Raw genomic sequence first — 23,111 nt, forward strand, 5'->3', positions numbered from 1 at the left:
TTTGAAGCCTAAGGATACATCGTACGAATGCGTAAGTATCCTTAGGCTAGCTTGCGTGTCGGCAAAACGCCAATGATTTAGTTACGCGCGAAGTACTGCTCCCACTGCTTCGGCAGCAGCAATAATATTCGCACGAACGCTATCCGTATCTTCAGCGGTCAACGTACGATCAGGTGCACGGAAAGTAACTGCATATGCAAGCGATTTCTTTCCTATTCCAACTCCTGGCCCTACGAAGACATCGAAGAGATCAATTGACTCTACTAATTCACCTGCTGCTTCGCGAATTACTGTCCCCATACGATCAGAGGTCATATCTAGTGGAACGATGAACGCAAAGTCCTGATGGACAGGTGGATACGTTGATACAGGCTTTGCCTGCAATGGCTGATACTTCACAGCATCGAAAATTGCATCTAAATCGAGCTCGAACGCAGAAGTATGAGCTGGCATACCAAGAGTTTCGAGAACGCGAGGATGGAATTCACCTACTTTTCCTACTGTCTTATCGCCAACCATGACATAAGCGAAACGACCTGGATGCCAAGTTTGTGGAACATCTTCTCCATACACTTGACGTAATGTAAAATCAGCTGCGAGACGTTGAGAAATTCGCATTACTGCTTCTACTGCGTCTGTCCAATCAGCTGTGCGCTTCTCTCCCATCCATCCTGTTTCTTGAACAGTACCCGTGAAAACTGCTGCTACGTGCAATGGCTGCACAGGCAGTCCAGCATCAAGAGCCTCAAGCTGTTCGTCGGTTGGTCGTACGCCACCAGGAAGAGCTGGGATAGCAGGAGCCTGAGGATCCCATTCGAAGACATGCCCAATCTCATATGAACTTGCTTGCGGATTATCTCGGCGTATATTGCGCTGAACTGTACGCATCAATGTCAACAAAATCTCACGACGCAAGTATGGACGGTCTCCAGCAAGTGGATTTTCCAATTCGACACTAATAGGTTTCAACTCATCAGCATCGTATGCGAAGTCCTTAAAATCAACTTCACCGACAAATGGATAACTAATTGTTTCAGTTAATCCATATTCCGCTAAAGTATCAGCTACCTGACGTCGACGCAATTGCGAATCGGTTAATCCAGATTGAGCGGATGCTGGCACAGATGGGACAGTAATCGCAATCTTATCGTAGCCAACTAAACGAGCTACTTCTTCAACTAAGTCGCATGGTTCAGTTAAATCTGGTCGCCATGTAGGAGGTATAACCTGCAGAATACCCGTTTCAACAGATGAGACTTCGCACCCTACGTCAGTTAGAATGCGTTCAATATCTTCATCTGATGTAGGTAGACCTGTCAAACGAGCGACTTCTGACGTAGCGAAACGAATAGCAGATGGCTCAGATGTAGCATTGATATCCGTAGGATTATCACCTGCTACACCGCCACTAATAGATGTGAGAAGCTCAACTGCTTCATAAGCGGCTGCTGCCTGGAGTCGCGTATCCACACCACGCTCAAAGCGTCGGCTCGCCTCAGATGGAATCTTATGGCGACGAGCAGAACGAGCAATGGAAATTGGATCGAAATGAGCTGATTCGATTAAGACATTGGTAGTTTCTTCGGTGACTTCTCCATAGAGACCACCCATCACACCTGCAATGCCAAGGATACGAGAACCTTTATTGCCGTTTGGAGAGTCAGTAATAAGCAAATCTTCCGATACAAGATCGTGCTCCTTACCATCCAAAGTAGTAAGTTTTTCTCCATCAACAGCTCGACGAACTACAATTGGCTGCTCAATTTTATCTAAATCATACGCGTGCAAAGGCTGGCCCAAATCAAGCATGACGTAATTCGTTACATCAACTGCAGCAGATATTGGACGCATACCGGAGCGAAGAAGACGCTGACGGATAGTCGCAGACGACGAAGCTTTCGCATTAATGCCAGTTATTGTGCGAGCGTAATACCTGTCACATCCTGCAACACCGTGAATAGGATTATTATCTTCGATAATAACCTCTACAGCACCATTTTCTTGTGCATTCAATACTTCAGCTTTACGTGCATACTCGAGAGCCTTATCGGTAAACTGGGCGCCCGTGGAGTGATGGAACTCACGTGCCACGCCACGATAAGAGAACGCATAACCACGATCTGGCGTGATGTTAATCTCCAACGTTGGTTCATTAAGTCCCAAAATATCCATAGCATCCTGGCCAGGCTCAAGAGCATCATATTGCTCTTGAGTAAGGCCATAATTGCTGAACAATATAATGCCGTTATGGTCAGAGCCGAGACCTAATTCACGCTCAGATGCACACATACCATCCGAGATGTGACCATAAGTCTTACGTGGCTCAATCTTGAAATCACCAGGCAATACAGCACCTGGAAGAGTTACTACAACTTTCTCTCCAGCTTTAATGTTTGGTGCTCCGCAGACAATGCCGCGAGGAACTTTATTGCCATTCTCATCCAAAACGTTATGCTCGCCTACATCAACATGGCACCAATTAATAATCTTGCCATTCTTCTGTGGCTCAGGAGTTAAATCAACAACATATCCGACAACAATCGGTCCTGTTACCTGTGAAGTATGAATTTCTTCTTCTTCCAAACCAACCTTGACAAGATCAGCTGCAAGCTGTTCATATGTTTCACTTTGTGGCACAGCGACATGATCGCGAAGCCAATTCATATCAATAAGTGGCATTTGTAAAACTTCCTATTCCGCTCAGTACGCATATTAGCTGCGCACTAATTATTCACCCATCGCAAACTGTTGACTAAAACGTACATCGCCTTCAACAAGATCGTGCATATCGTTAATATCATGGCGCAAAAGCAGGGTTCGTTCCATACCTACACCAAAAGCAAAACCAGAGTAAACATCTGGATCGATACCAGCAGAACGCAAAACATTAGGGTTAACCATTCCACAGCCACCCCACTCAATCCAGCCTGGACCGCCCTTCTTATCAGGGAACCACAAATCAAGCTCTGCACTTGGCTCAGTGAATGGGAAATAGCTAGGACGAAGTCGTGTCTTAGCATCTGGACCGAACATAGCAACTGCAAGCTTATCAAGCACGCCCTTGAGATCTGCCATAGTTAAATTCTTATCCACTGCCAAAGCTTCACACTGATGGAATACCGGCGTATGTGTGGCATCTAATTCATCAGTTCTAAACACACGACCTGGGCATGCAATGTACAGTGGCACACCACGTGAGAGTAACGAACGAGCTTGCACTGGAGATGTATGAGTTCGCATTACCATATTAGAACCGACAAATCCAGCGGAATCTTTTGCTTGATTGCCCTTGATATAGAAAGTATCTTGCATTTGACGAGCAGGATGATCCGGACCGAAATTCAAAGCATCAAAATCATGCCACTCAGTTTCAACTTCAGGACCTTCAGCAATTTGCCACCCCATAGACACAAAGAAGTCCTCTACATCTTCCAGAAGCTTAGGAAGAGGATGACGAGCGCCAATTGGATTGCGCTTTACAGGCTGTGTCATATCGACAGTTTCAGCTGCGAGCGCCGCCTGCTCAAGAGCATCTTTTATCTTTTCTTCACGGGCAGCAAAAGCACGTCCAAAATCAGCACGCAGTTTGCCGACAACCTTACCCGCTTCCTTCTTCTTCTCAGCGGCGAGAGCGCCAATGAGTTTGCTGGCGTGAGCCATCGCGGAATCTCCACCTGCATACTGTGTACGCAACGCACGCAACTCTTCAATAGTAGTAACGGTCTTAAGCTTCTCTATGCCTTCTTGAACAGCTGCTTGTACCGCTTCGGCATCAAACTGATTATTGTCAGTCACTTGGCTTACCTTCCCTTATAACAGTCTGTATGCCATTTTTCCTTTTGGCTTAGACTTTATACACATAATGTATTTTGTTTTGCTACATGTGCATGTATGCATTATCGCGTTTTAAATATCTATGCACACTAAGAACTTCTTCATGTGAGTTCGCTATTACTACTCATTTAATGTTCGCGATGAGAACGCATGGCAAAGGCATACAGCATTATTGATGCACTCATAGCAACATTAAGTGATTCCGCATTCCCATACAGCGGGATTACTGCTGCTCTATCGCATGAATTAACCAGTTGCGAAGTAAGTCCCCTGGCTTCGTTACCAAAAAGAATGGCGTGAAGCTTTTTATTCTGGGTCTGATTATCTTCCAATGCTTTTTCTAATTCGATAACAGGAGTCTTTTCGGTTCCATATACATCTGCTGCAGTAATATAACCGCCGCAGTTGCGCATAGAAGAGAAGAATTCTTCCTCCGTCATAGAAACAATTGGGAGATGAAAGAGCGAACCTGCTGTAGAGCGCACTACTTTAGGATTAGTAATATCAACGCAGTCTCCTACTAGAATCACAGCCGAGCACCCCGATGCATCTGCAGCACGAATAATTGTGCCTGCGTTTCCCGGATCTCGAAGTTGCCAGCATGCGGCAATAAGAGCTGAAGCTTCTGGGGAGGTGCTTGCTGAGAGTGCATCAAGGAAACCCCGCGAGCCTTCAGAGTCTTCATGACTGAGTGCACTCGTATCTACCACAGCTACAATCCCTTGACTATCAGCACTAATAGCTTCAATAACCTCAGAAGTTGCTTGATGTACGTATATATCTTTGTCTAAGGCTTCATTAACTAAGTCGACTAGCACTTGAGATTGTGTAAAATCACTGCGAACATATATATCACGTACAGATTCTGATGCGAATAGCAAAGCTTCGCGAACAGATTGCGGACCTTCTACAAGGAAACGTTTCATTTTCTTGCGCGTTTTACGCTGAGCAAGTTCTGAAACCATGCGTACGCGTGACGCTTTAGTATTATCCATAATTTCACGATGCATTGGCATGGATAATCAGCTACTTTCTAAACGAGATTTCCAAATAAATTAAGTGTTCCTCCATAATATGCTACACCAAGAGCAATCACTGGAACAGCTATAGCTACAGCTAGCGCACACCAATCTCTAAGATGCGTTCGAGAGATTCTAATATGTGTTCTTGTAACTTGCGAACCGAAGCCACGCGCTTGCATCACAATTGACAATGTTGTGGAACGACGAATTGCCAAAACTAACAAACTCACAGCATCGTCGCGAAGTTTTTTCAAGCGTGACCGCGACTGAATTGCTCGAATAGCTCTCGCTTGATGAATTGATTCCAAATCAACTCGCAAGAATGGAAGTAATCTAAATCCAGCAAGAGCCGCATACACAAAACGGTCAGATATATGCAATTTTTGCACGAAAGCATCTGCTAAATCAGTGGGATCGATACGCATAACCATAACAATCGCCGGGGCTCCCATGGCTATTACACGAATTGCTGTCGCTAACGCTAATATCCAACTGTGCTGCGCGTTATACATCATAACGGTGATAAACGATCCGGCAGCTCCAATCAACACTGGCCATGTATATCGCGCTAAGGTTTTAAGAGAAAATCCGAGAACCATGGCAATCACAAACTCTAGTCCTAAAGCCACACTCGCTGAAATTATATCGAGCGATACTATCAGCGGCAGACCGATAATAATCCCGATCCCCAAACGAGTGATTGGATTGAGAGAAGATACAAAATGAGATTGACTTGATTTAGCAAAGACATGAATATCGTCATCCCCGTCCTTGACTGATGCGTGCGAAATTTCTAGTGGAGATAACTCAATCTCCCGCGCACCTAGCATTTCAATGAAATCCCGATCATGTGTAACCGTAATAATGCACGTCCCGCTATCTCGAAGCTGTGCGAACATCTTTACTAAGGCCATCCACGTTATCGGATCTTGTCCATATGTAGGTTCGTCCACAATCAATATACGAGGATTCGCTTCGATTGCACATGCCACAGTTAGTCGTCTTTTTTGACCTCCGGAAAGTGTATAAGGATTCTGATTACTTTGCAGTTCTAATTCATAATATGCAAGACGATTTATCGCAAGAGAACGTAGTCCTTTTTCATCTAATTGCGGATGTGAAATTCGCAATGCACTTATCATCTCTAAAAGAACGCTATTCGTGACAAATTGATGTTCGGGATTTTGAAAAACGAACTGAATACGTGGAGCAAGTTCCCTACTTTCCCACTCATGAGGGTCACAGCTAGCGATATCAGCTCGTATATCTTCACTTACACTGACGTCACCACTTATCGCGGGTAAGAGTCCAGCAAGTGTCATAGCTAGAGTCGTTTTCCCAGCACCATTAACGCCTGTAATCGCAGTAATTTCGTGTGTATTGAATTCACCCGTAAATTCATGCCCTACATTCTGCCCCTCAAATCCGCATTGCAATGCATGCGCACGCATCGCTTGTATAGACTTACTGCTGCTTCTTTCATACTCGGGGATTTTGATTTCTTCCCGCAACTTCGCTATCTGCTCTTTAAAATCATTGTTCTCATATCCGGCGTCCAAGATAACTTTTCTGTCAATAATCGGTTCCCACACGGTATCGTTATGATCGACGACAATAAGAGTAGCGCCAATTTCTTCGGCTATCTGCCCAATGGCTACTACTACATCCTTGACACCCTCTGGATCAAGATTTGCTGTTGGCTCATCGCAGATAATAACATCTGGCTGCATCACCATTATGCTAGCTATACTTAAACGCTGAATCTGACCTCCAGATAATTCTTGAGCAAGATGATCTGGTTCAATTCCGCAATCTTTATCGAGATGCACAGTGCTCAAAGCGTTATGAGTTCTCGATAATATTTCCTTTCTATCGACACCAAGATTTTCTCCGCCAAAAGTCGCGTTATCGATAACACGAGCGAAGACAATCTGGCTCTCAGGATCTTGCATGATCAGTCCCACACATCCGTGCTTTTCCAATGCAGACTCATCATCAATCATGATTGTGCCGAGTGCTTGCCCACCATCTTCAGTATCACCGACGATACCCGCTATCGCTTGGAGTAAAGTACTCTTGCCCCAGCCGGAGCGGCCGGTAAGAAGAATTTTCTCACCAGCCGCAACGTTGAGATTCACATCTTTAACTGCCCAATCTTCTTTGAGCGGATATCGATATGACCAATGTGTTATCTCTATGCGAGCTCCCACTTAAATGCGCGCCTCCTGTGAGTTCGCACTCTGGACAGTACCTGATTGAGAATCTTTACGTCGTATAATTCGACCAGACTCAAAATGATCCAAAGCACCCGTTTTCGCTATTGCGACATAAAGCCACCAAGAGAATAGTCCTGCGAAAAGCGCTCCAGAAATTATCGTCGTTATCAAATTAACCGACCCATACACGCCGTTCCAATCAATCGCCTGTAAATTAGTCACAAATGTATACCCCCAGCACGCAACTCCTGAGACGGCACCAGAAATCATCGTTACCCATACATTCCATACTGAGTACAGGACGCAAGCGAATACAATTTCAGCCGCAAGACCTTGTACTAGACCTATGAGGAAGGTCGCGCTTCCTCCCCATGAATTGCCAAGTAAGGACTCAACTACTGCAGCAACTACTTCAGCGTATACTGCAGCACCCGGTTTTCGTACGATAATAAGTGCGAGTGGACCAGCAAAAAGCCACAGGCCATTCATAAGTCCGAGAATACCTGGAATCGCTGCATCTGCAAATGCTAACGGCGCATAAGCAAGTGCTGCAGCCCAGTAAATTAGTGAGCATGCTATAGCAATTACACTTGCGACTGTAATGTCAACTACTCGCCATTTTAAATTTCTGCGGGCTGGTTGATCTGATGATACCGATAATGGTTGTGAAGAATTATTCATAGCAGTGCCTCCTATGATCGTATGGTCATTCATACATCCCCGTGATGTATGTGAGGCACGGGTTTGGTTGACGTCCGTGCGCCGGCATTACCCGGTATACGTTCAATCGGTTAGGGTGTTACATTAACTTCACAGTTAAAGTTCTACCCGTCTCTCAGCAACTTTTGCTCTTCAGCGCAAAAGTGCACCCGTGTCAAAAATCGAGTATAACAATAAGGCTGTGCAAAATGGCACATTCCCCACTTGTCTGCATGGCTTTTCAGCTTTCATGTGAGGTGCACAGTAAAAATAGTTATACGCTACACTCAGATACTTGCCTCACAAAAGGTTGAAAACATTGAAAAAAAAAGAATTTTTGACATATAATCGTTTTACTTATCTCCATCGTTGAAGGTAAGTCTACTGCTCACAGAGAGGAGAGCTCAGAGAGGAGAGCTCAGAGAGGAGAATTTAGAGATGAAAATTTAGTATCCTAGCATCTTTGCTGACATTAATCGTTGCTAATCATACCTATAACTGCTCCACTAATACGTAATTTCTTCCATCAAAAGGAGGCTCTCATGAACTTTAGCAACAGAAAAATAGTAAACCGAATATATGATACTGTTTATTTTCTTCTTACCCTTGCATGCATATACATACCATCCTCATTGAATCCTCTGAGATGGGTTATCTTAGCCTGCCTGATAGTTGGTACACCCATTTTTGCCTACACACAGAGGAGTTACTCTACAGTATACAGAGTCATTGAATGCGTCTTATATTTGCTCGTATGCGCAATGCTTGGAACTATCATACTTAATCAAAATATATTGTGGTTGAATGAATCTGCGCTATCAACAGTTATCTTCTTTATGATAATCATTAACTCCAGCATTCATTTTTACAAGGAAAAGCAGGAAAGGTAGCCAATAGAAACAGATAATACAAAGTAGCGGGTGAAATGCTCATCAAGGCATCTCACCCGCTTTTAATATTTTTTGATTACTTCTTCTTGATTACTTTGCGAGTCCCTGCAAAATCAAAGCTTCTGTAACCACGTTATTCTTCAAAGCTGGCAAACTGATTGATTCATTTGGAGAATGAGCATTTGCCTTTGGATCTTCTGGGCCAGTCACCAGAACTTGAGCATGTGGGAAGATGCGCTGAAGTTCAGGAATAAATGGAATAGAACCACCCTCGCCCTTGTTAACTGGCGCTGTTTCAAAAGCAGCTTCCATTGCAGATTCTGCAACAGCTACTGCTTGGCACTCAGGATCCATTGCCCATCCTTGACCATTTTCTCCGAGATCTACAGTTACTTCTGCACCAAACGGAGCATTATTAACTAAGAAATCAGCGAGCGCCTTCTGTGCTTCAGCCGGATTTTGATGTGGCGATGTACGTAGTGAAAGACGGAAACGTGCACTATCAGCGATAACGTTGAATGATCCTTCTACTGGGTGAGCGTCAAATCCAATAACCGAAATACTTGGCTTTGTCCACATTCGTGCAGCTAATGTACCAGTTCCCGCTAGCTTGTATCCCTCAACGATTGCAGCATCACGTCGAACAGTTTCCTCATCCATATCACGCTGCAAACCGCCAATTGGTTCTTCGGAAAGTACGCCTGGGATAGCTACATCACCATTGTCATCATACATGGATGCGATAAGCATAGCTGACAGTGTATTTGCATCAAGAATTGGACCACCAAATTGTCCAGAATGAACAGGATGTCCAAGTACGCGAACGGTTACGTCCATATCTGTATTTCCACGTAGCGAGGTCGTCAAGCTTGGAATAGTGTCTGACCAATTGCCAGAATCTGCCACAATTATGACGTCAGATTCGAATTCGTCCTTATGCTTTTCGATAAATGGAATGAAGCTAGGAGATCCCATCTCCTCTTCACCCTCGATAAAAATTCGAATATTTACACCCAAATCGTCACCAAGCGCATGCAAAGCACCCGAATGAATTGCGATACCACCGCCATCATCTGCCGCTCCTCGACCGTACAAACGACCATCTTTTTCAGTTGCGCTAAATGCTGGCGTATCCCATGCTGACTCATCTGGGACTGGTTGCACATCATGGTGTGCATAAAGCAATACTGTAGGTGCCTGCGGATCGACAATTTTTGATCCGATAACTTCCCACGCGCCAGGAGTTCCGTCAGGATTTGTAGACTGGACTACGCGCGCATCAACACCTTGTTCACGCATTTCCTGAGCAACAAACTCAGCTGAAGCTTTCATATGTTCAGCAGTAATTCCTTTAGCGGAAACAGAGCCTAAAGCAATTTTCTGCGATAATACATCAACAATTCGAGACCAGTCCGACTCGACACGTGAACGAATTTCCTCAATGGATAATTCAGCCATGTTCACAAACCTCCGTTAGAGTTCCTCATATAGTTTTCATCACTCATATAATATCCGCATAATCACGGCTACATTCATTGAAATATTCCTAATCTCGTTGAATATTCATCACATGTAACGTAACTTCGCGCCATATTGTGATACTTTACCTATAGATTTTAGTGCATGCAGTCGATACTTTTACATAACCTAAAAGAATGAATTGGAATCCTTTCTCTCGTAAAGATAAGACATCTAGCGAAGTTGACGAAAAGCTAGATTCTACACACACGACTGCAGGTAAAGGTCGCCCTACACCAAAACGTCGTGATGCTGAAAAAGCTCGTCTGACACCAATCGCCCCTAAGGATCGAAAGGCTCAGCGCAAAGCCGCTAATGCTCGTCGCCGTGAACGCGAGAATAGCGAATATGAAGCAATGCGTACAGGCGATTTGCGTAACATGCCAAAAGCAGAGCAGCTTCCATGGCGAATTTATATTCGTGATTACGTCGATGCACGATATAATCTTGGCGAGTATTTCATGATTGTTATCGTTGTCCTACTCTTCGCAGCACTCGGTGCGACCTACGTGTTCCCACAGGCCTCTTTGGTTATTCTTATTTTGATGTATGTCTATCTATTTGCAATCATCATTGATACATGGATTATGTGGCGTAGCTTAAAGAAGAAGCTCATCGACAAGTTCGGCGAGCGCGCTGTTGCTCGTGGTATGCGTTCTGGCTACTACGCATGGAGCCGTGCACTCCAGATTCGTGCATGGCGCTTGCCAAAGCCTCGCTACAAGAAGCATGGAAATTATCCAAAGTAAAATTCTCTGATTTATTCAGGTATGTGGGTATGTGGGTATGCGTCATATGCGTACCCACATATTTTTATGTCTAAAAGCCCTGTTCTTGGAATCTGCTTCTAGCATAGATTTGAGGACTGCTTGTATCCACTTTGGGCGAAATCGTGTATATATTTTGTCATACACGTTAGTTGTACATAGAGTTTATTATATGAGATATTTATGATTGCTCATCATTATCATCAATCATTATCATCATTTTATTTTTAAGAAGGAAAGTATGAAAGTCGCAACATTTATTGAACCTGGCCATATGACAGTAACCGATGCCCCTGTCCCAACAATTCAAAAAGACACTGATGCGATCATTAAGATCGTACGTGCTTGTGTTTGTGGGTCTGACTTATGGTGGTTCCGTGGTATCTCTCCACGTGAGTCTGGTTCCTTCGGCGGACATGAAGCTATTGGAATTGTTCAAGAAGTTGGTTCCGCAGTAACTTCTGTACAGCCTGGAGATTTCGTCATTGCACCATTTACCCATGGATGCGGTTACTGTGCTGCATGCAAGGCAGGTTTCGATGGCAATTGTATGAATATGGAATCAGGTGGCAATGCTGGATACCAAGGAGAATACTTACGCTTTACTAATGCTCAGTGGGCTCTCGTTAAGGTTCCTGGACAGCCTTCTGATTACACCGATGAGCAATTGAACTCTTTGCTTGCTTTATCTGACGTCATGGCGACTGGTTATCACGCTGCAAAATCAGCTGAAGTTAAGGAAGGCGATACTGTCGTTGTTGTCGGCGATGGTGCTGTAGGCTTGTGTGGCGTAATCGGCGCAAGATTGCTCGGTGCTTCACGTATCATTGCGATGAGCCGTCATGCTGACCGTCAAGCGTTGGCTCGTGAATTTGGCGCAACAGACATCGTTGAAGAACGTGGCGATGAAGCAATTGCACGTGTTATGGAACTTACTGATGGAGCTGGCGCAGACGCTGTACTTGAGTGCGTTGGAACCGAACAATCTATCGATACAGCAGTAGCGATTTGCCGTCCAGGCGCAGTCATGGGTCGAGTCGGTGTGCCACATAAGCCAGAAATGGATACTAATTCCCTCTTCTGGAAGAATATTGGTTTGCGTGGAGGTATTGCTTCTGTAACGACATACGACAGAGATAGACTCCTAGACGCTGTTCTTAATGACGAAATCCATCCAGGAAAAGTCTTTAACCAGCGTTTCAGTCTTGACGATATCCAGTCAGCATATGAGGCAATGGATACTCGAGCAGCAATTAAATCACTCGTTATCGTAACAGAGTAAGTAATAGCTGATTATTTTTCGCCTATATTTAGCATGGGGTTGAATCCTAGTATTTGAGGATTCAACCCCATGTATGCGTTATCCGAATATGCACATGTCATCATCGTATAACCTAACTCAGTGTTTCCTGACAAACCCATTGAATATTCTGATAATTTTGAAAGCAACAAGAACGCATTCGCGTTCACACATAAACAAGATTATAAGAAAGAAAAAGATTATGACTCAACAGTTTGCAGGTAAAGTAGCACTCGTTACAGGGGGCGGATCAGGAATCGGCCGTGCTATCTCTGAGCGTTATGCGTCTGAAGGTGCACATGTTATTATCGCTGGTCGCAGAGAAGCAGTTCTCAAAGAAGTAGCAGACGCAAACGATAATATCTCTTACATTGTCGCAGACGTTACAAATTCCGACGATGTTGCAAAGATTGCTGATACTATTAAAAACGAGTTCGATGGAAAACTAGATATTCTCGTCAATAATGCTGGCTGGGCTCCTGTAACGCCTCTTAAACAGCTTACTTTAGCTGACTATGACAAGGCATTTGCTCTAGACGTTCGAGCTCTCATTGACGTTACAATTCAAACTCTCCCATACATTTTGAATGCTAAGGGCACTATTATCAACCTATCCACTGTTGGAGCTCAGCATCGTGGACCTAATATGTCAATGTATCTCGGCGCTAAGGCTGCTGTAGAGAATTTCACCCGTGTATGGGCATTCGAACTCGCAGATGACGGCATCCGCGTTAATGCTATTGCGCCGGGAGCTATTGCTACTAATATTTGGAATCTTTCTGATCTTTCCCCTGAAGAGGCAAAGAAACATATGGATGGTATTGTTAACACAATTCCACTCAAGTTTGTGGGCGAAGGTGAAGACATCGCAAATGCAGCAGCATATTTGGCCTCTGACCAAGCACGTTATATGACTGGTGCAATCATGGCCGTAGATGGTGGTCTTGGAGCTAGCTAAACATTCACTTGCACAATACTATAGAAATTTATATTTTTCTTTTATAAAAAATAATTAAGGATAAAAATGACAATTCAGAATGTAACTTTTACAAATAAAACTCTTAACCTTCGCCTTGCAGGAAATCTCTATTTACCAGATGATTTCAATGGGAATAATAATTATCCTGCAGTAGTCGTAACAGGACCAATGCTTTCTGTAAAGGAACAAGCACAGTCTACATACGCTCGTTATCTTGCAAAGGCCGGATATGTCACATTGACATTCGATGGTTCATACTACGGTGAAAGCGAAGGAACCCCTCGTCAGCAAGAACTTCCAGATGTCAAAGAAACAGATATTGAAGGAGCAGTAGATTTCTTAGAGTCACTTCCGTATGTAGATAATAATCGCATTGGAGGCCTTGGAATTTGCGGTTCTGGTTCATATATGTCTGTCGCTGGAGTTAAAGAGCCTCGCTTAAAGGCAATCACTGCTGTCGTTCCAGCAATTTCAGATATTTCTACTTCCCCAATGACTAACTTCTTCATGCCTGAAGACGAAGTTAAGGCAGCAAAAGAAGCATATGAAAACGGCAATGGGGACCTTGTCTATTTGAACTTCTTGCCACGTGCTTTCGAAGAAGGTGCAGCATATTACTACACCGCACGTGGAAATAAACCTCGTTGGAGCAACCGCGTAGTAGCATGGAGCCAACTTGAGCTCATTTCCTACAACGTTACAGAAATCATGAAGTCTATGACGAAGCCATATTTGGTCATTACTGCTGAAAACGCATGGAGCCAGCCTGCTTCACGTGAAATCTTTGATGCCGCTCAAAGTGAAGTAAAACAATGGGTTGTTATTCCAGAAGCAGGACACTACGATCTCTATGATCTCTTCCCTTATGTGGATGAAGCAGTAGAACAAATTGTTCCATTCTTTAACGAGAATCTCGCGTAACATATAGATTGTTTCAACTGTTAATCCCCGTATTTTAATAGCGTTGATGTTCAGATTATCTATGAATGTCAACGCTATTAATATCTTAAAATTGAAATCATCAATCTTGATTATCGCAATATAATACAGATTGATTGCGCTCTCATCGAAAGCAAGCTTAAAAGATTTTTTCTTCACAAGCTCATACCGTAAACTATCTGTATGGCTTTTGATTATGACGTAATTATTATCGGCTCAGGTCCTGGCGGGTATGCGACGGCGCTACGCACAAGCGATTTAGGGCTAAAAACTGCAGTTATCGAGATGAAAGATGTCGTTGGTGGCACATGTCTTAACCGTGGTTGCATACCTACGAAAGCATATCTCACTGCAGCACACACTCTTCATGATGCTCATCGGGCAAACAATTGGGGTATTGATATCTCTGTCAATTCCGTAGATATGTCTGCACTCAAGCAAGCTAAGGATAAGACCGTTTCTGGCGTGGTTAAAGGGTTATCCCAGCTTATGAAGGCAAGAAAAATCGACATTATTCATGGTCAGGGTTCTCTCATTGCCCCTCATCGTGTATCGGTGTGCGATGGAGAAGATTCACGCGAATTCAGTGCCAATCACGTTGTTCTCGCAACCGGTTCATACGCGACTGAGCTTGAAGGATTTGAATTCTTACATGCAGATGCCCAGACAGTTCGTGAAGCGATTGCTGATAAAAAAGTTCCAATTCTGTCCTCTGATGAAGCTCTCGACATTGATATCATGCCTGAAAATGTTGTAATCGTTGGATCTGGAACCATTGCAGTGGAATTCGCTAACTTTTGGAATTCACTCGGAGTTAATGTAACAATTTTGCTGCGCAAAGATACTGTATTGTCACGATGGGATTCGCATATCAGTTCCGTTGTCATGCGAACGTTGAAAAGACAAGGAATAAACTTTGAATTCCACAGTAAAATTCTTAGTGCAGAAAGCGGTGACGTTACTTTCAGCGTTACTTCTGAAAAAGATGGAGCAGTTGTCCAGAAAACAATCCCTGCTGACTTCGTGCTGTGCGCCATTGGCCGCTCCCCTCGCACGGATTTCGATTGGTATAAAAACGCTGGCATTAAGCTAGATGCCCACGGCTTTGTAGTTACGGATGATTATGGAAGGACCAGCCTTGACAACGTATGGGCTCTTGGGGATATAACAGGCGGGCATTTGCTTGCTCATGAAGCATTCGAGCAAGCCCTCACTGTATCTGAATCAATCGCTGGAATTCCAACGAGAATCGTCGATACGCATACCATTCCTGAAGTCGTCTTCGGTATTATTGATGCCGTATCCATAGGATATACCAAGAACCAAGCGGAAGCATTGGATTATATTGAGGTTGAGGAAACAGTAGTTCCACAACTTTCTAATCCACGCGTGGCCATGATGGGATCAAATGGAACAACTGTTATCGTATCTGCTGTGGATCCTCATACAAATACCCGTATAGTCATCGGAATTCATATGGCAGGACCATCTGCTTCCGAATTAGCAGGAGCAGCGCGCGAAATTATTCAAAATCGTATCCCTCTTCATGATGCAGCTAACGCCCTATTCGCACATCCAACAATAAGCGAAACATTAGGTGAGAGTCTACTGAAGGCCGATGGGCGTCCGCTTAATCTTCGCTAGTTTGTTTCACACCCTCTTCAAAATGAAAATAAGCGTAAAGTGTGAACTATTGAGCCAATTATTTAATTAATTTCGACTCGATACAGTAATATGACAAGAAGATTGAATTAGCTGGTAGAACAGCCGATACATAGAAACGCAAAATATGCTAAAGGAGATGGAGCATGGCTGGAGAAACAAGTAAGCCAAAGCGCAATAATATATTCCGTCAGATGAAGCAACTCTACGATTTCACTCGTCAAGATGATCCTCAGGTTACATGGTGGCTTATAGGCGCTTTTGTCATTCCATTTGTCGCTGTTATTGCCATTGGATTTGTTTTGAATTTGGGTTGGTTCGCATGGATTCTTAATGTTATTTTGGCATTCATGCTTGGTCTTCTTGCTACCACCTTCGTACTCTCTCGCCGTAGTGAAACTGTTGGCTATAAGCGCATCGAAGGCAATCCTGGCGCTGCTGGCGCTGTGCTGCAATCACTCAGCAAGCGTATCTACACTTTTAGCGAGCAGCCAGTTTGGGTAGATCCTCGCACAAAGGACATGATTTGGCGCGGAACATCACTTTATGGAATTTACCTCGTTTCTGAAGGACCAACTAGCCGAGTTTCTAAAGCAATTGAGTCTGAGAAAGCTCGCATTCGCCGAGTCACTCAGGGATCAGATATTCGAATTATCGTAATTAATACAGGTAATGGCGAAGGTCAAGTACCTATCTCCCGTTTGAGCAAGGAAATGCGTAAGCGTTACAAGCATCCGCTCACAACTGAAGAGCTTGACCATCTCAATGGTCGTTTGCGTACACTTGAGCGTATGGGAGGCATTGGCGTGCCTGCTGGTATTGATCCGCGAGCTGCTCAGCATCAAAGCCGTCGAGCTATGCGCGGTCGCTAAATCTAAAAGCGTAAATGAGCGTTTAATAAATGTAATAGCATATTTTCTGTTATTTATCTGTTCGGTTATGGCGTATTGCTTTATGGCGATACGCCATAATTATTTGCCAGTGCACGAGTATTACGCTTGCATATGCCATTGAATTCTCTTATGAATTTTTATCCGTTACATTCTCGTAACGTAAAACGGAGTTTTAGGTAACCCCGTTCCTTAGAATGGTTATGTACATAAATTCAGCTAGAGAAGGTTTAGTCACATGACTCTTTCTACTAAAGAAGATGTAGAAGCTCTCATTAACGAAGAGGGTATCGAATACGTTTCCGTTCGTTTTACTGATTTAATTGGCGTTCAGCAGCATTTTAATGTTCCTGCAAGCGAATTCCTTGATGGTGCATTCACGGATGGTTTACCATTTGATGGTTCTTCCGTTCAGGGTTTCCAGGCAATTAATGAATCGGATATGAATTTGATTCCTGACGTATCTACTGCCTACATCGATCCTTTCCGCAAACACAAGACTTTGAATGTAGCCTTCTCAATCGTTGACCCAATAACTGGAGAAGCTTATTCACGTGATCCTCGCCAGGTTGCTGCAAAGGCTGAAGCTTATCTCAAGTCCACTGGCATTGCTGATACTGCATCATTCGCTCCAGAAGCAGAGTTCTTCGTCTTTGACAAGGTTCGTTTCGAAAACTCCATGCGCACCTCTTTCTATGAGGTTGATTCTGATGAAGCTGGCTGGAATTCTGGTGCTGAAACAAATATTGATGGCACTCCAAATACCGGTTTCAAGAATCAGCCAAAGCGCGGTTATTTCCCTGTACCGCCTCTGGATCAAACTGCTGATTTGCGTGATGAAATGGTTCACAACCTTCAAGAAGTAGGTCTTACTCTTGAGCGTTCACACCATGAAGTTGGTGGCGCTGGCCAGGAAGAAATTAACTATCGTTATAACTCCTTGCAGCACGCTGGTGACGACTTGATGAAGTTCAAGTATGTTGTTCATAACACCGCTGCACAGTTCGGTAAGGCTGCAACCTTTATGCCTAAGCCAATTGCAGGCGATAACGGTACTGGTATGCACTGCCATCAGTCCTTGTGGAAGGACGGAAAGCCATTGTTCTACGATGAGAACGGTTATGGTGGTCTTTCTGATATTGCTCGTTGGTATATCGGCGGTTTGATTAAGCACGCTTCTTCCGTTCTTGCATTCACTAACCCATCGCTCAACTCCTACAAGCGTTTGGTTCCAGGCTTTGAAGCACCAGTAAACCTCGTTTACTCAGCTCGTAACCGTTCCGCTGCTATCCGTATTCCTTTAGCAGGTACTTCCCCAGCAGCTAAGCGTATCGAGTTCCGTGCACCAGATCCAAGCTCGAACCCATTCTTGGCATTCTCTGCACAGCTCATGGCAGGTCTTGACGGTATTTTGAACCGCATCGAGCCACCAGAGCCAGTAGATAAGGATTTGTACGAACTTCCTCCAGAAGAAATGGTCGGCATCAAGACTGTTCCTGCTTCTCTTGACGAAGCACTTGCAGCACTTGAAGAAGATCATGACTTCTTGACTGCAGGAAATGTCTTCACAGAAGATTTGATTGATACTTGGATTGACCTCAAGAAGCAGGAAATTGATGCTGCTCGCTTGCAGCCAACTCCTCTTGAGTATCAGTTGTACTTCCATATCTAAGGATTTAATTATTGATATATGTGGCGTGTAACTCATTAATGAGTTACACGCCACATATATTTACGCTTAATAAACATTCCTAGTTCTCTGTGACGAAGAGGTATACATTTCATCGGCAAAACTAGTAACCCTAAGCAGATAAGTTATATATCTTTACAGTTAAATTTACACTCATATAAGTAACGGAATTATAATCAGCGATAAAAAGTTTCTCAAAATAATCGCCTTGTATACCTTCATACACAGTTTTAATTAAAAACCATAAGCCGACATTTATATGCTTTTAGATCTCACATGAAGATTCCTATTATTGAGCTCATTACTCTCATTGAGGAGCATGTTACGGAGAAATAGTTCTAAATACTCGGTGGTCTCGTAAATTCCGTCATGTACATCAGTATAGTTCGCTCGAACTAGTGCATTTCTGAAGTACCATGAATTATCTGCAAATATATCGTTTGTCGCTTTGAAACCAAGCGTTCTTGCATATTTGATAAGGAAAACCGCGGTCGTTCGAGTATTACCTTCTTCAAAAATATGAATCTGCCATAGACGTGAGATGAAAACTGCTAGATGGTGAATCACTTCATCTAAGGTTAGCCCTTTATAATTAAAGTTTTTTTCGAGAGCAAAATCATATTCAAGAGTCTCTTTCAAGTGTGAGGCATCACCGTATATAACAGTTTCTTCATCTAGAACCCATTCTTTTTTTGTTATATTATATTCGCGAACCATACCGGCATGCTCTAAAATATCCTGAAAAAGTTGACGATGAATGCCTAAATATTGCGTAGGCGAAAAAGTAAATGCATTTTCAGACAAAATATGCGCTATACGAACGGAAACCTTATCAGCTTCTTCAATGCGCTCTACATTCGTGGCATTAGATGTGCTCTCTAATTTCTTTTCATAATAGCTATTAATTAATTTGCGAGCTTCATCGAACGATAAGTCACCTTCAATATTGTCGATAGCTATGTCATATAAGTATTTCGAAGGAGACAACCCATCTACCTTTTGCAAGCCGACTGCAGTACGCCAAACATAGCTTCTTTCCTGCTTGCTGGCATCGCCTTCTCTCTGATAGCTTTCAAAAGGATCTTTTTCCATGCTTACCTACCTTGTTATTAGCTACCATTGTAGCGAAAATCTTTATATTAAGAAGACAAAACAGGTTACTACTATCAAAATTTTGAACTAGCCAATTATATTTTCAGACTCATGCAACAATCTGCAATTTTCGAATATTATCAAGCTCTCACATAATTTGACATGATTGTTTATACAGAAAGAATCCATTTCCTTCATCGGTACTACACTAGGAATCAACTTAACAGTCAGTCATATAAGTAAATACAAGGGAAGGAGTCTTTCATGAATTCTAACATTAGCGCGAAAAAGATTGCATATTATTGCGGCGCGACCTTCTTTGATTTAATCTTTATTGTAGGTGTATGTACTCTTCTCATCCCTCAGCTTCACGTTATCCCTCCCCTATACTCGATCATGCTTTCCCTAATTGGCTTGGTCGGATTGAGCGCATTTTGGATCCTATTCTTTCAATTGCAAAAGAAAGAAAAAGAAGAAAATGCGTTACGCGTACGACATGCTCAAGCAAACGATGTAACTGACTCACACGTTCATAATGAGCAAACGTCATTTGATTATCACGATAGCTTAGATCAAAAGACGATTGATGAAGATACAAAATTCTAAGCACGCTTATTACAAGTCTCGTGGCGCTATTTCTCTGCTTGGCAGAATCAAAATAACGCCACGTTTCATATACTCACTACGTTCTATACGTTCGCGTATATCGTAATTCATATCTCAACCTATTCATCCATGCATTCACGCACTATACTGAAGTTATTATGTCAAAACGAATCCGCCGAATTATTGTTCTTATTATTTCTCTTGCACTCGTTGCAGGTGCTGGTTTCTTTGCCTTCCATTCTCTTTTCCCTGATTTCTCTGTTGAAAAGACTACGCAGCAAGTTTCAAAAGTTACTCAGATGAATAAAGCGGATAAGGCGAATATCACTACTGAAGAAGTACATATTCAACATGATGATATTAATCTCTTTGGTCGTTTATACGCGCCTGCCAATTATCGCTCTTTGCAACTTCCTCTCATAATTCTTTCTCATGGTTACGGAAGCAATGCAGATGTTTTCGACAGTTTCGCACAAAAAGCAGCAGAACAAGGATATCTCTTATATACCTTCGATTTCTATGGAGGCGGACCTGAAACCCGAAGTGGCGATCCAGATATGCTTGATATGTCTATTCAGACAGAAAAAGCTGATCTTCAATCAGTTCTTTCATATTGGAAAAAACAATCTTTCATCGATTCTTCTTACATATATCTCGCCGGTTTCAGTCAAGGCGGGCTGATTAGCACAATGGTCGCAGGTGAACATCCTGCTGATGTTAAAGCCCTTATACTTGTCGCTCCTGCATTTAATATCCCAGATATCGTCCGACAAGGAATGTCTACATTCGGTTATAGCGATATTTCACAAGTTCCAGCCACTGTGTCATACGATAACCGCACTATTGGTCATCGCTATATTGCTGATGCTTTGTCCTATGACGTCGAGAAAGATCAGAAAGCTTACAATGGTCCTGTACTCATAATTCATGGTACAGCCGACGATGTAGTCCCATATTCATACAGTGAGACTGCTTCACACGTATTCTCACATGCTCAGTTAGTTACGCTAGATGGAATTGGCCATTCTGCAGATGCAAGTAGCGTAATGAGCGCACTTCCACAGCTCATCGCTTTTCTTGTCAAAAACTAGCTACATATATTGAACGCTACTTTTAATTCCTACACTAGTTCCTACACACCAGTGCATCAATTAAAAGCAGCTGCCGAGCAACTTCAGGCCCCCACCATGTCATATATCCAGCACGTGTCGGATGTATATTGTCATACATATATAGTTTGAGCTGATTGGCCGTAACATTATTGAGTGACACATTGTTCCATAAATTGATAAGTGAACACCGTGATTTCTGTTTGCACACATCTTGCAAAGCACTCACTGTTTGTGCATACTGTTCGTTATCAAAATGAGTATTTGTATAGAAGACAATGGGAACATTCCATTCTTGTTCGATATATGCGATCATCTCACGGATAGATGTTATAACGTCGTCCTCGTTAAAGCCTTGCCAGACATCGTTCGTGGATAATTGGATTAAGAACATATCCGGCGAATCAGTATGATGATTATGCTTCTTAAGTCGCGCTACATACGTGTCGGAAGCATCTCCAGCAATAGATGTGCCATTAACAGCATCTTTAATAAGATGAAGATTAAAGCGTTGCGCTAGATACTCGCCGAGTGCTTGTCCTCCTGAGGCATATCCCCACGTAATAGAAGAACCCAACGCAAAAAGAGTTTTCCCGGATAGTTCAGAACTCTCAGCTTTAATAGTTGTAACATCGAATTGATGAGCATTACCAGGATGTTTTTCCCATCGTGGAGCGAAATCACTCATGAGACTCATCCTCGCTATCCTCATTATCCTCATTATGCGTAACAATTTCCGTTTGATTATTTTCCATAAGTTGCTGCACAATTTCTTGGAAACGAATCGAAAGATCGCTACTCGCGAGTTGTCCATCTTCGTCTAAGACAACAGGACGTCCAGTTTCGCCCACCTCACGCACATCAGTTTCAAGCGGCAACTGTGCTAAAAGCGGCACTTTATGCCCCAGTTTTGTTTCCAGCTGCTGTGTGAGCTGATCAGCTACACGCTGCCCACCACCCTGGCCAAAAATACGAAGTCGCTGTCCATCATGGTCATACCATGACATATTTTCTACGACCCCTGCCACATCCATAGGAACCTGCAACGCCACAAGTCCAGCTCTTACCGCAATATCGGACGCCGAAGGTTGCGGAGTTGTCACGACGATAAGCTCTGCGTTCGGCAAAGACTGAGCTACTGAGATAGCCATATCACCAGTTCCAGGAGCCATATCAATAAGTAGAACATCAGGCTCACCCCACCACACATCGGAGAGGAATTGCTCTAGCGAGCGTTGAAGCCTTGGGCCTCTCCACAAGATAGCTTGATCCGAACCGGCAAACATGCCGATGGACATCACTTTGACTCCCCATGCTTCAACAGGCATGAGCATACCATTAAGATTCGTAGGGTGAGAATGCGCGCCTAAAAGTTTAGGCATAGAAAAACCATAGATATCAGCATCAATAACAGCTGTATCATATCCTAGTGCAGCAAAAGTGGCAGCAAGATTAGCTGTAACACTCGATTTTCCTACTCCACCCTTTCCAGATGCTATGGCAAATACTCGCGTCTTGATACCTGGCTTATGAAACGGATTTTCTCGTCTTGCAGCTTTGAGCTCTGCAACAAGATGATTAAGTTTTTCCTCCCCCATTGACCCCACATCAAGAGTCAACGACAAGTCAGCATCAGGATACGACGTGACAGCAGACTCGATGCGTTCACGGATAACTTCTGATAATGGGCAACCCGGGACAGTAAGTTCAATACTAATTTTGACAGCATAGTGCTTCGCTGACGTATTTTCAACGCTCACGCCAGTAACCATACCTAAATCAGTAATCGATTTTCCCAGCTCTGGGTCAATCACACCGGTTAAGCGCGCGTAAATTTCTCGAGCTATAACCTGTTCGGATGGCTTAATGGCATTCTCTGTATCTTTCATCGCAATCTT

General features: G+C 43.4%; 18 protein-coding genes. 9 read left to right on the forward strand and 9 right to left on the reverse strand.

Annotated features, from left to right (window positions below):
• Positions 1-81 precede the first annotated feature (81 nt).
• The 6 genes from pheT to EJ419_RS08075 all read right to left on the reverse strand — a co-directional run bounded on the left by pheT (position 82) and on the right by EJ419_RS08075 (position 10,119).
• A complete protein-coding gene (gene pheT, locus EJ419_RS08050; protein ID WP_131285377.1) occupies positions 82-2,679 on the reverse strand; it encodes a phenylalanine--tRNA ligase subunit beta in 2,598 nt (865 codons plus the stop codon).
• 48 nt (positions 2,680-2,727) lie between these two features.
• Entirely contained in the window at positions 2,728-3,795 is a 1,068-nt protein-coding gene (gene pheS / locus EJ419_RS08055) for a phenylalanine--tRNA ligase subunit alpha (RefSeq protein ID WP_131285379.1), read from the reverse strand.
• A 167-nt stretch (positions 3,796-3,962) separates the two neighbouring features.
• Positions 3,963-4,850: a TrmH family RNA methyltransferase gene (locus tag EJ419_RS08060; RefSeq protein ID WP_131285381.1), complete on the reverse strand. Its 888-nt coding sequence runs from the start codon at positions 4,848-4,850 to the stop codon at positions 3,963-3,965.
• Between the two features lie 17 nt (positions 4,851-4,867).
• Complete coding sequence (locus EJ419_RS08065; RefSeq protein WP_131285383.1) at positions 4,868-7,066, reverse strand: ATP-binding cassette domain-containing protein; 2,199 nt, start codon at positions 7,064-7,066, stop codon at positions 4,868-4,870.
• Positions 7,067-7,753 carry an ECF transporter S component gene (locus EJ419_RS08070; protein WP_131285385.1) on the reverse strand — a complete coding sequence of 229 codons (687 nt, stop codon included), beginning with the start codon at positions 7,751-7,753 and terminating at the stop codon, positions 7,067-7,069.
• Positions 7,754-8,751: 998 nt separating this feature from the next.
• Complete coding sequence (locus EJ419_RS08075; RefSeq protein ID WP_131285387.1) at positions 8,752-10,119, reverse strand: dipeptidase; 1,368 nt, start codon at positions 10,117-10,119, stop codon at positions 8,752-8,754.
• A gap of 197 nt (positions 10,120-10,316) precedes the next feature.
• Between EJ419_RS08075 and EJ419_RS08080 the strand changes: the two genes are divergently transcribed.
• From EJ419_RS08080 to glnA, 7 genes are all read left to right on the forward strand, one after another.
• Positions 10,317-10,928, forward strand: coding sequence for a DUF3043 domain-containing protein (locus tag EJ419_RS08080; RefSeq protein WP_131285389.1), 612 nt, complete (start codon positions 10,317-10,319; stop codon positions 10,926-10,928).
• Between the two features lie 259 nt (positions 10,929-11,187).
• Complete coding sequence (locus EJ419_RS08085; protein ID WP_131285391.1) at positions 11,188-12,228, forward strand: zinc-dependent alcohol dehydrogenase family protein; 1,041 nt, start codon at positions 11,188-11,190, stop codon at positions 12,226-12,228.
• Between the two features lie 220 nt (positions 12,229-12,448).
• Positions 12,449-13,204 (forward strand): SDR family NAD(P)-dependent oxidoreductase, encoded by a 756-nt coding sequence (locus EJ419_RS08090; RefSeq protein WP_131285393.1) that lies wholly within the window; start codon positions 12,449-12,451, stop codon positions 13,202-13,204.
• A gap of 66 nt (positions 13,205-13,270) precedes the next feature.
• A complete protein-coding gene (locus tag EJ419_RS08095) occupies positions 13,271-14,146 on the forward strand; it encodes an alpha/beta hydrolase (RefSeq protein ID WP_131285395.1) in 876 nt (291 codons plus the stop codon).
• 201 nt (positions 14,147-14,347) lie between these two features.
• Positions 14,348-15,808, forward strand: coding sequence for an FAD-dependent oxidoreductase (locus tag EJ419_RS08100; protein WP_131285397.1), 1,461 nt, complete (start codon positions 14,348-14,350; stop codon positions 15,806-15,808).
• Positions 15,809-15,972: 164 nt separating this feature from the next.
• Positions 15,973-16,698: a DUF4191 domain-containing protein gene (locus tag EJ419_RS08105; RefSeq protein WP_131285399.1), complete on the forward strand. Its 726-nt coding sequence runs from the start codon at positions 15,973-15,975 to the stop codon at positions 16,696-16,698.
• A gap of 256 nt (positions 16,699-16,954) precedes the next feature.
• Positions 16,955-18,388 carry a type I glutamate--ammonia ligase gene (gene glnA / locus EJ419_RS08110; protein WP_131285401.1) on the forward strand — a complete coding sequence of 478 codons (1,434 nt, stop codon included), beginning with the start codon at positions 16,955-16,957 and terminating at the stop codon, positions 18,386-18,388.
• A gap of 273 nt (positions 18,389-18,661) precedes the next feature.
• Here the strand turns inward: glnA and EJ419_RS08115 are convergent, their stop codons facing one another.
• Positions 18,662-19,498 (reverse strand): Fic family protein, encoded by an 837-nt coding sequence (locus EJ419_RS08115; RefSeq protein ID WP_131285403.1) that lies wholly within the window; start codon positions 19,496-19,498, stop codon positions 18,662-18,664.
• A gap of 264 nt (positions 19,499-19,762) precedes the next feature.
• On the opposite strand from EJ419_RS08115, the gene EJ419_RS08120 reads away from it, so the two are divergent.
• Both EJ419_RS08120 and EJ419_RS08125 read left to right on the forward strand, forming a co-directional pair.
• The gene (locus tag EJ419_RS08120) at positions 19,763-20,104 is read left to right on the forward strand and encodes a hypothetical protein (RefSeq protein WP_131285405.1); all 342 of its coding nucleotides are present in this window, start codon (positions 19,763-19,765) and stop codon (positions 20,102-20,104) included.
• Between the two features lie 158 nt (positions 20,105-20,262).
• On the forward strand, positions 20,263-21,195 hold the full coding sequence (locus EJ419_RS08125; protein ID WP_131285407.1) for an alpha/beta hydrolase: 933 nt from the start codon (positions 20,263-20,265) through the stop codon (positions 21,193-21,195).
• Positions 21,196-21,229: 34 nt separating this feature from the next.
• On the opposite strand, the gene EJ419_RS08130 is transcribed toward EJ419_RS08125, so the two are convergent.
• The gene (locus EJ419_RS08130; protein ID WP_165496283.1) at positions 21,230-21,901 is read right to left on the reverse strand and encodes an SGNH/GDSL hydrolase family protein; all 672 of its coding nucleotides are present in this window, start codon (positions 21,899-21,901) and stop codon (positions 21,230-21,232) included.
• Positions 21,894-23,102: an Mrp/NBP35 family ATP-binding protein gene (locus EJ419_RS08135; RefSeq protein ID WP_131285482.1), complete on the reverse strand. Its 1,209-nt coding sequence runs from the start codon at positions 23,100-23,102 to the stop codon at positions 21,894-21,896. The genes EJ419_RS08130 and EJ419_RS08135 overlap by 8 nt, the downstream gene beginning before the upstream one ends.
• Positions 23,103-23,111 lie beyond the last annotated feature (9 nt).

Origin of the sequence: Alloscardovia theropitheci, assembly GCF_004332295.1 — a bacterium.
In the GTDB taxonomy this organism is placed as follows: domain Bacteria; phylum Actinomycetota; class Actinomycetes; order Actinomycetales; family Bifidobacteriaceae; genus Alloscardovia; species Alloscardovia theropitheci.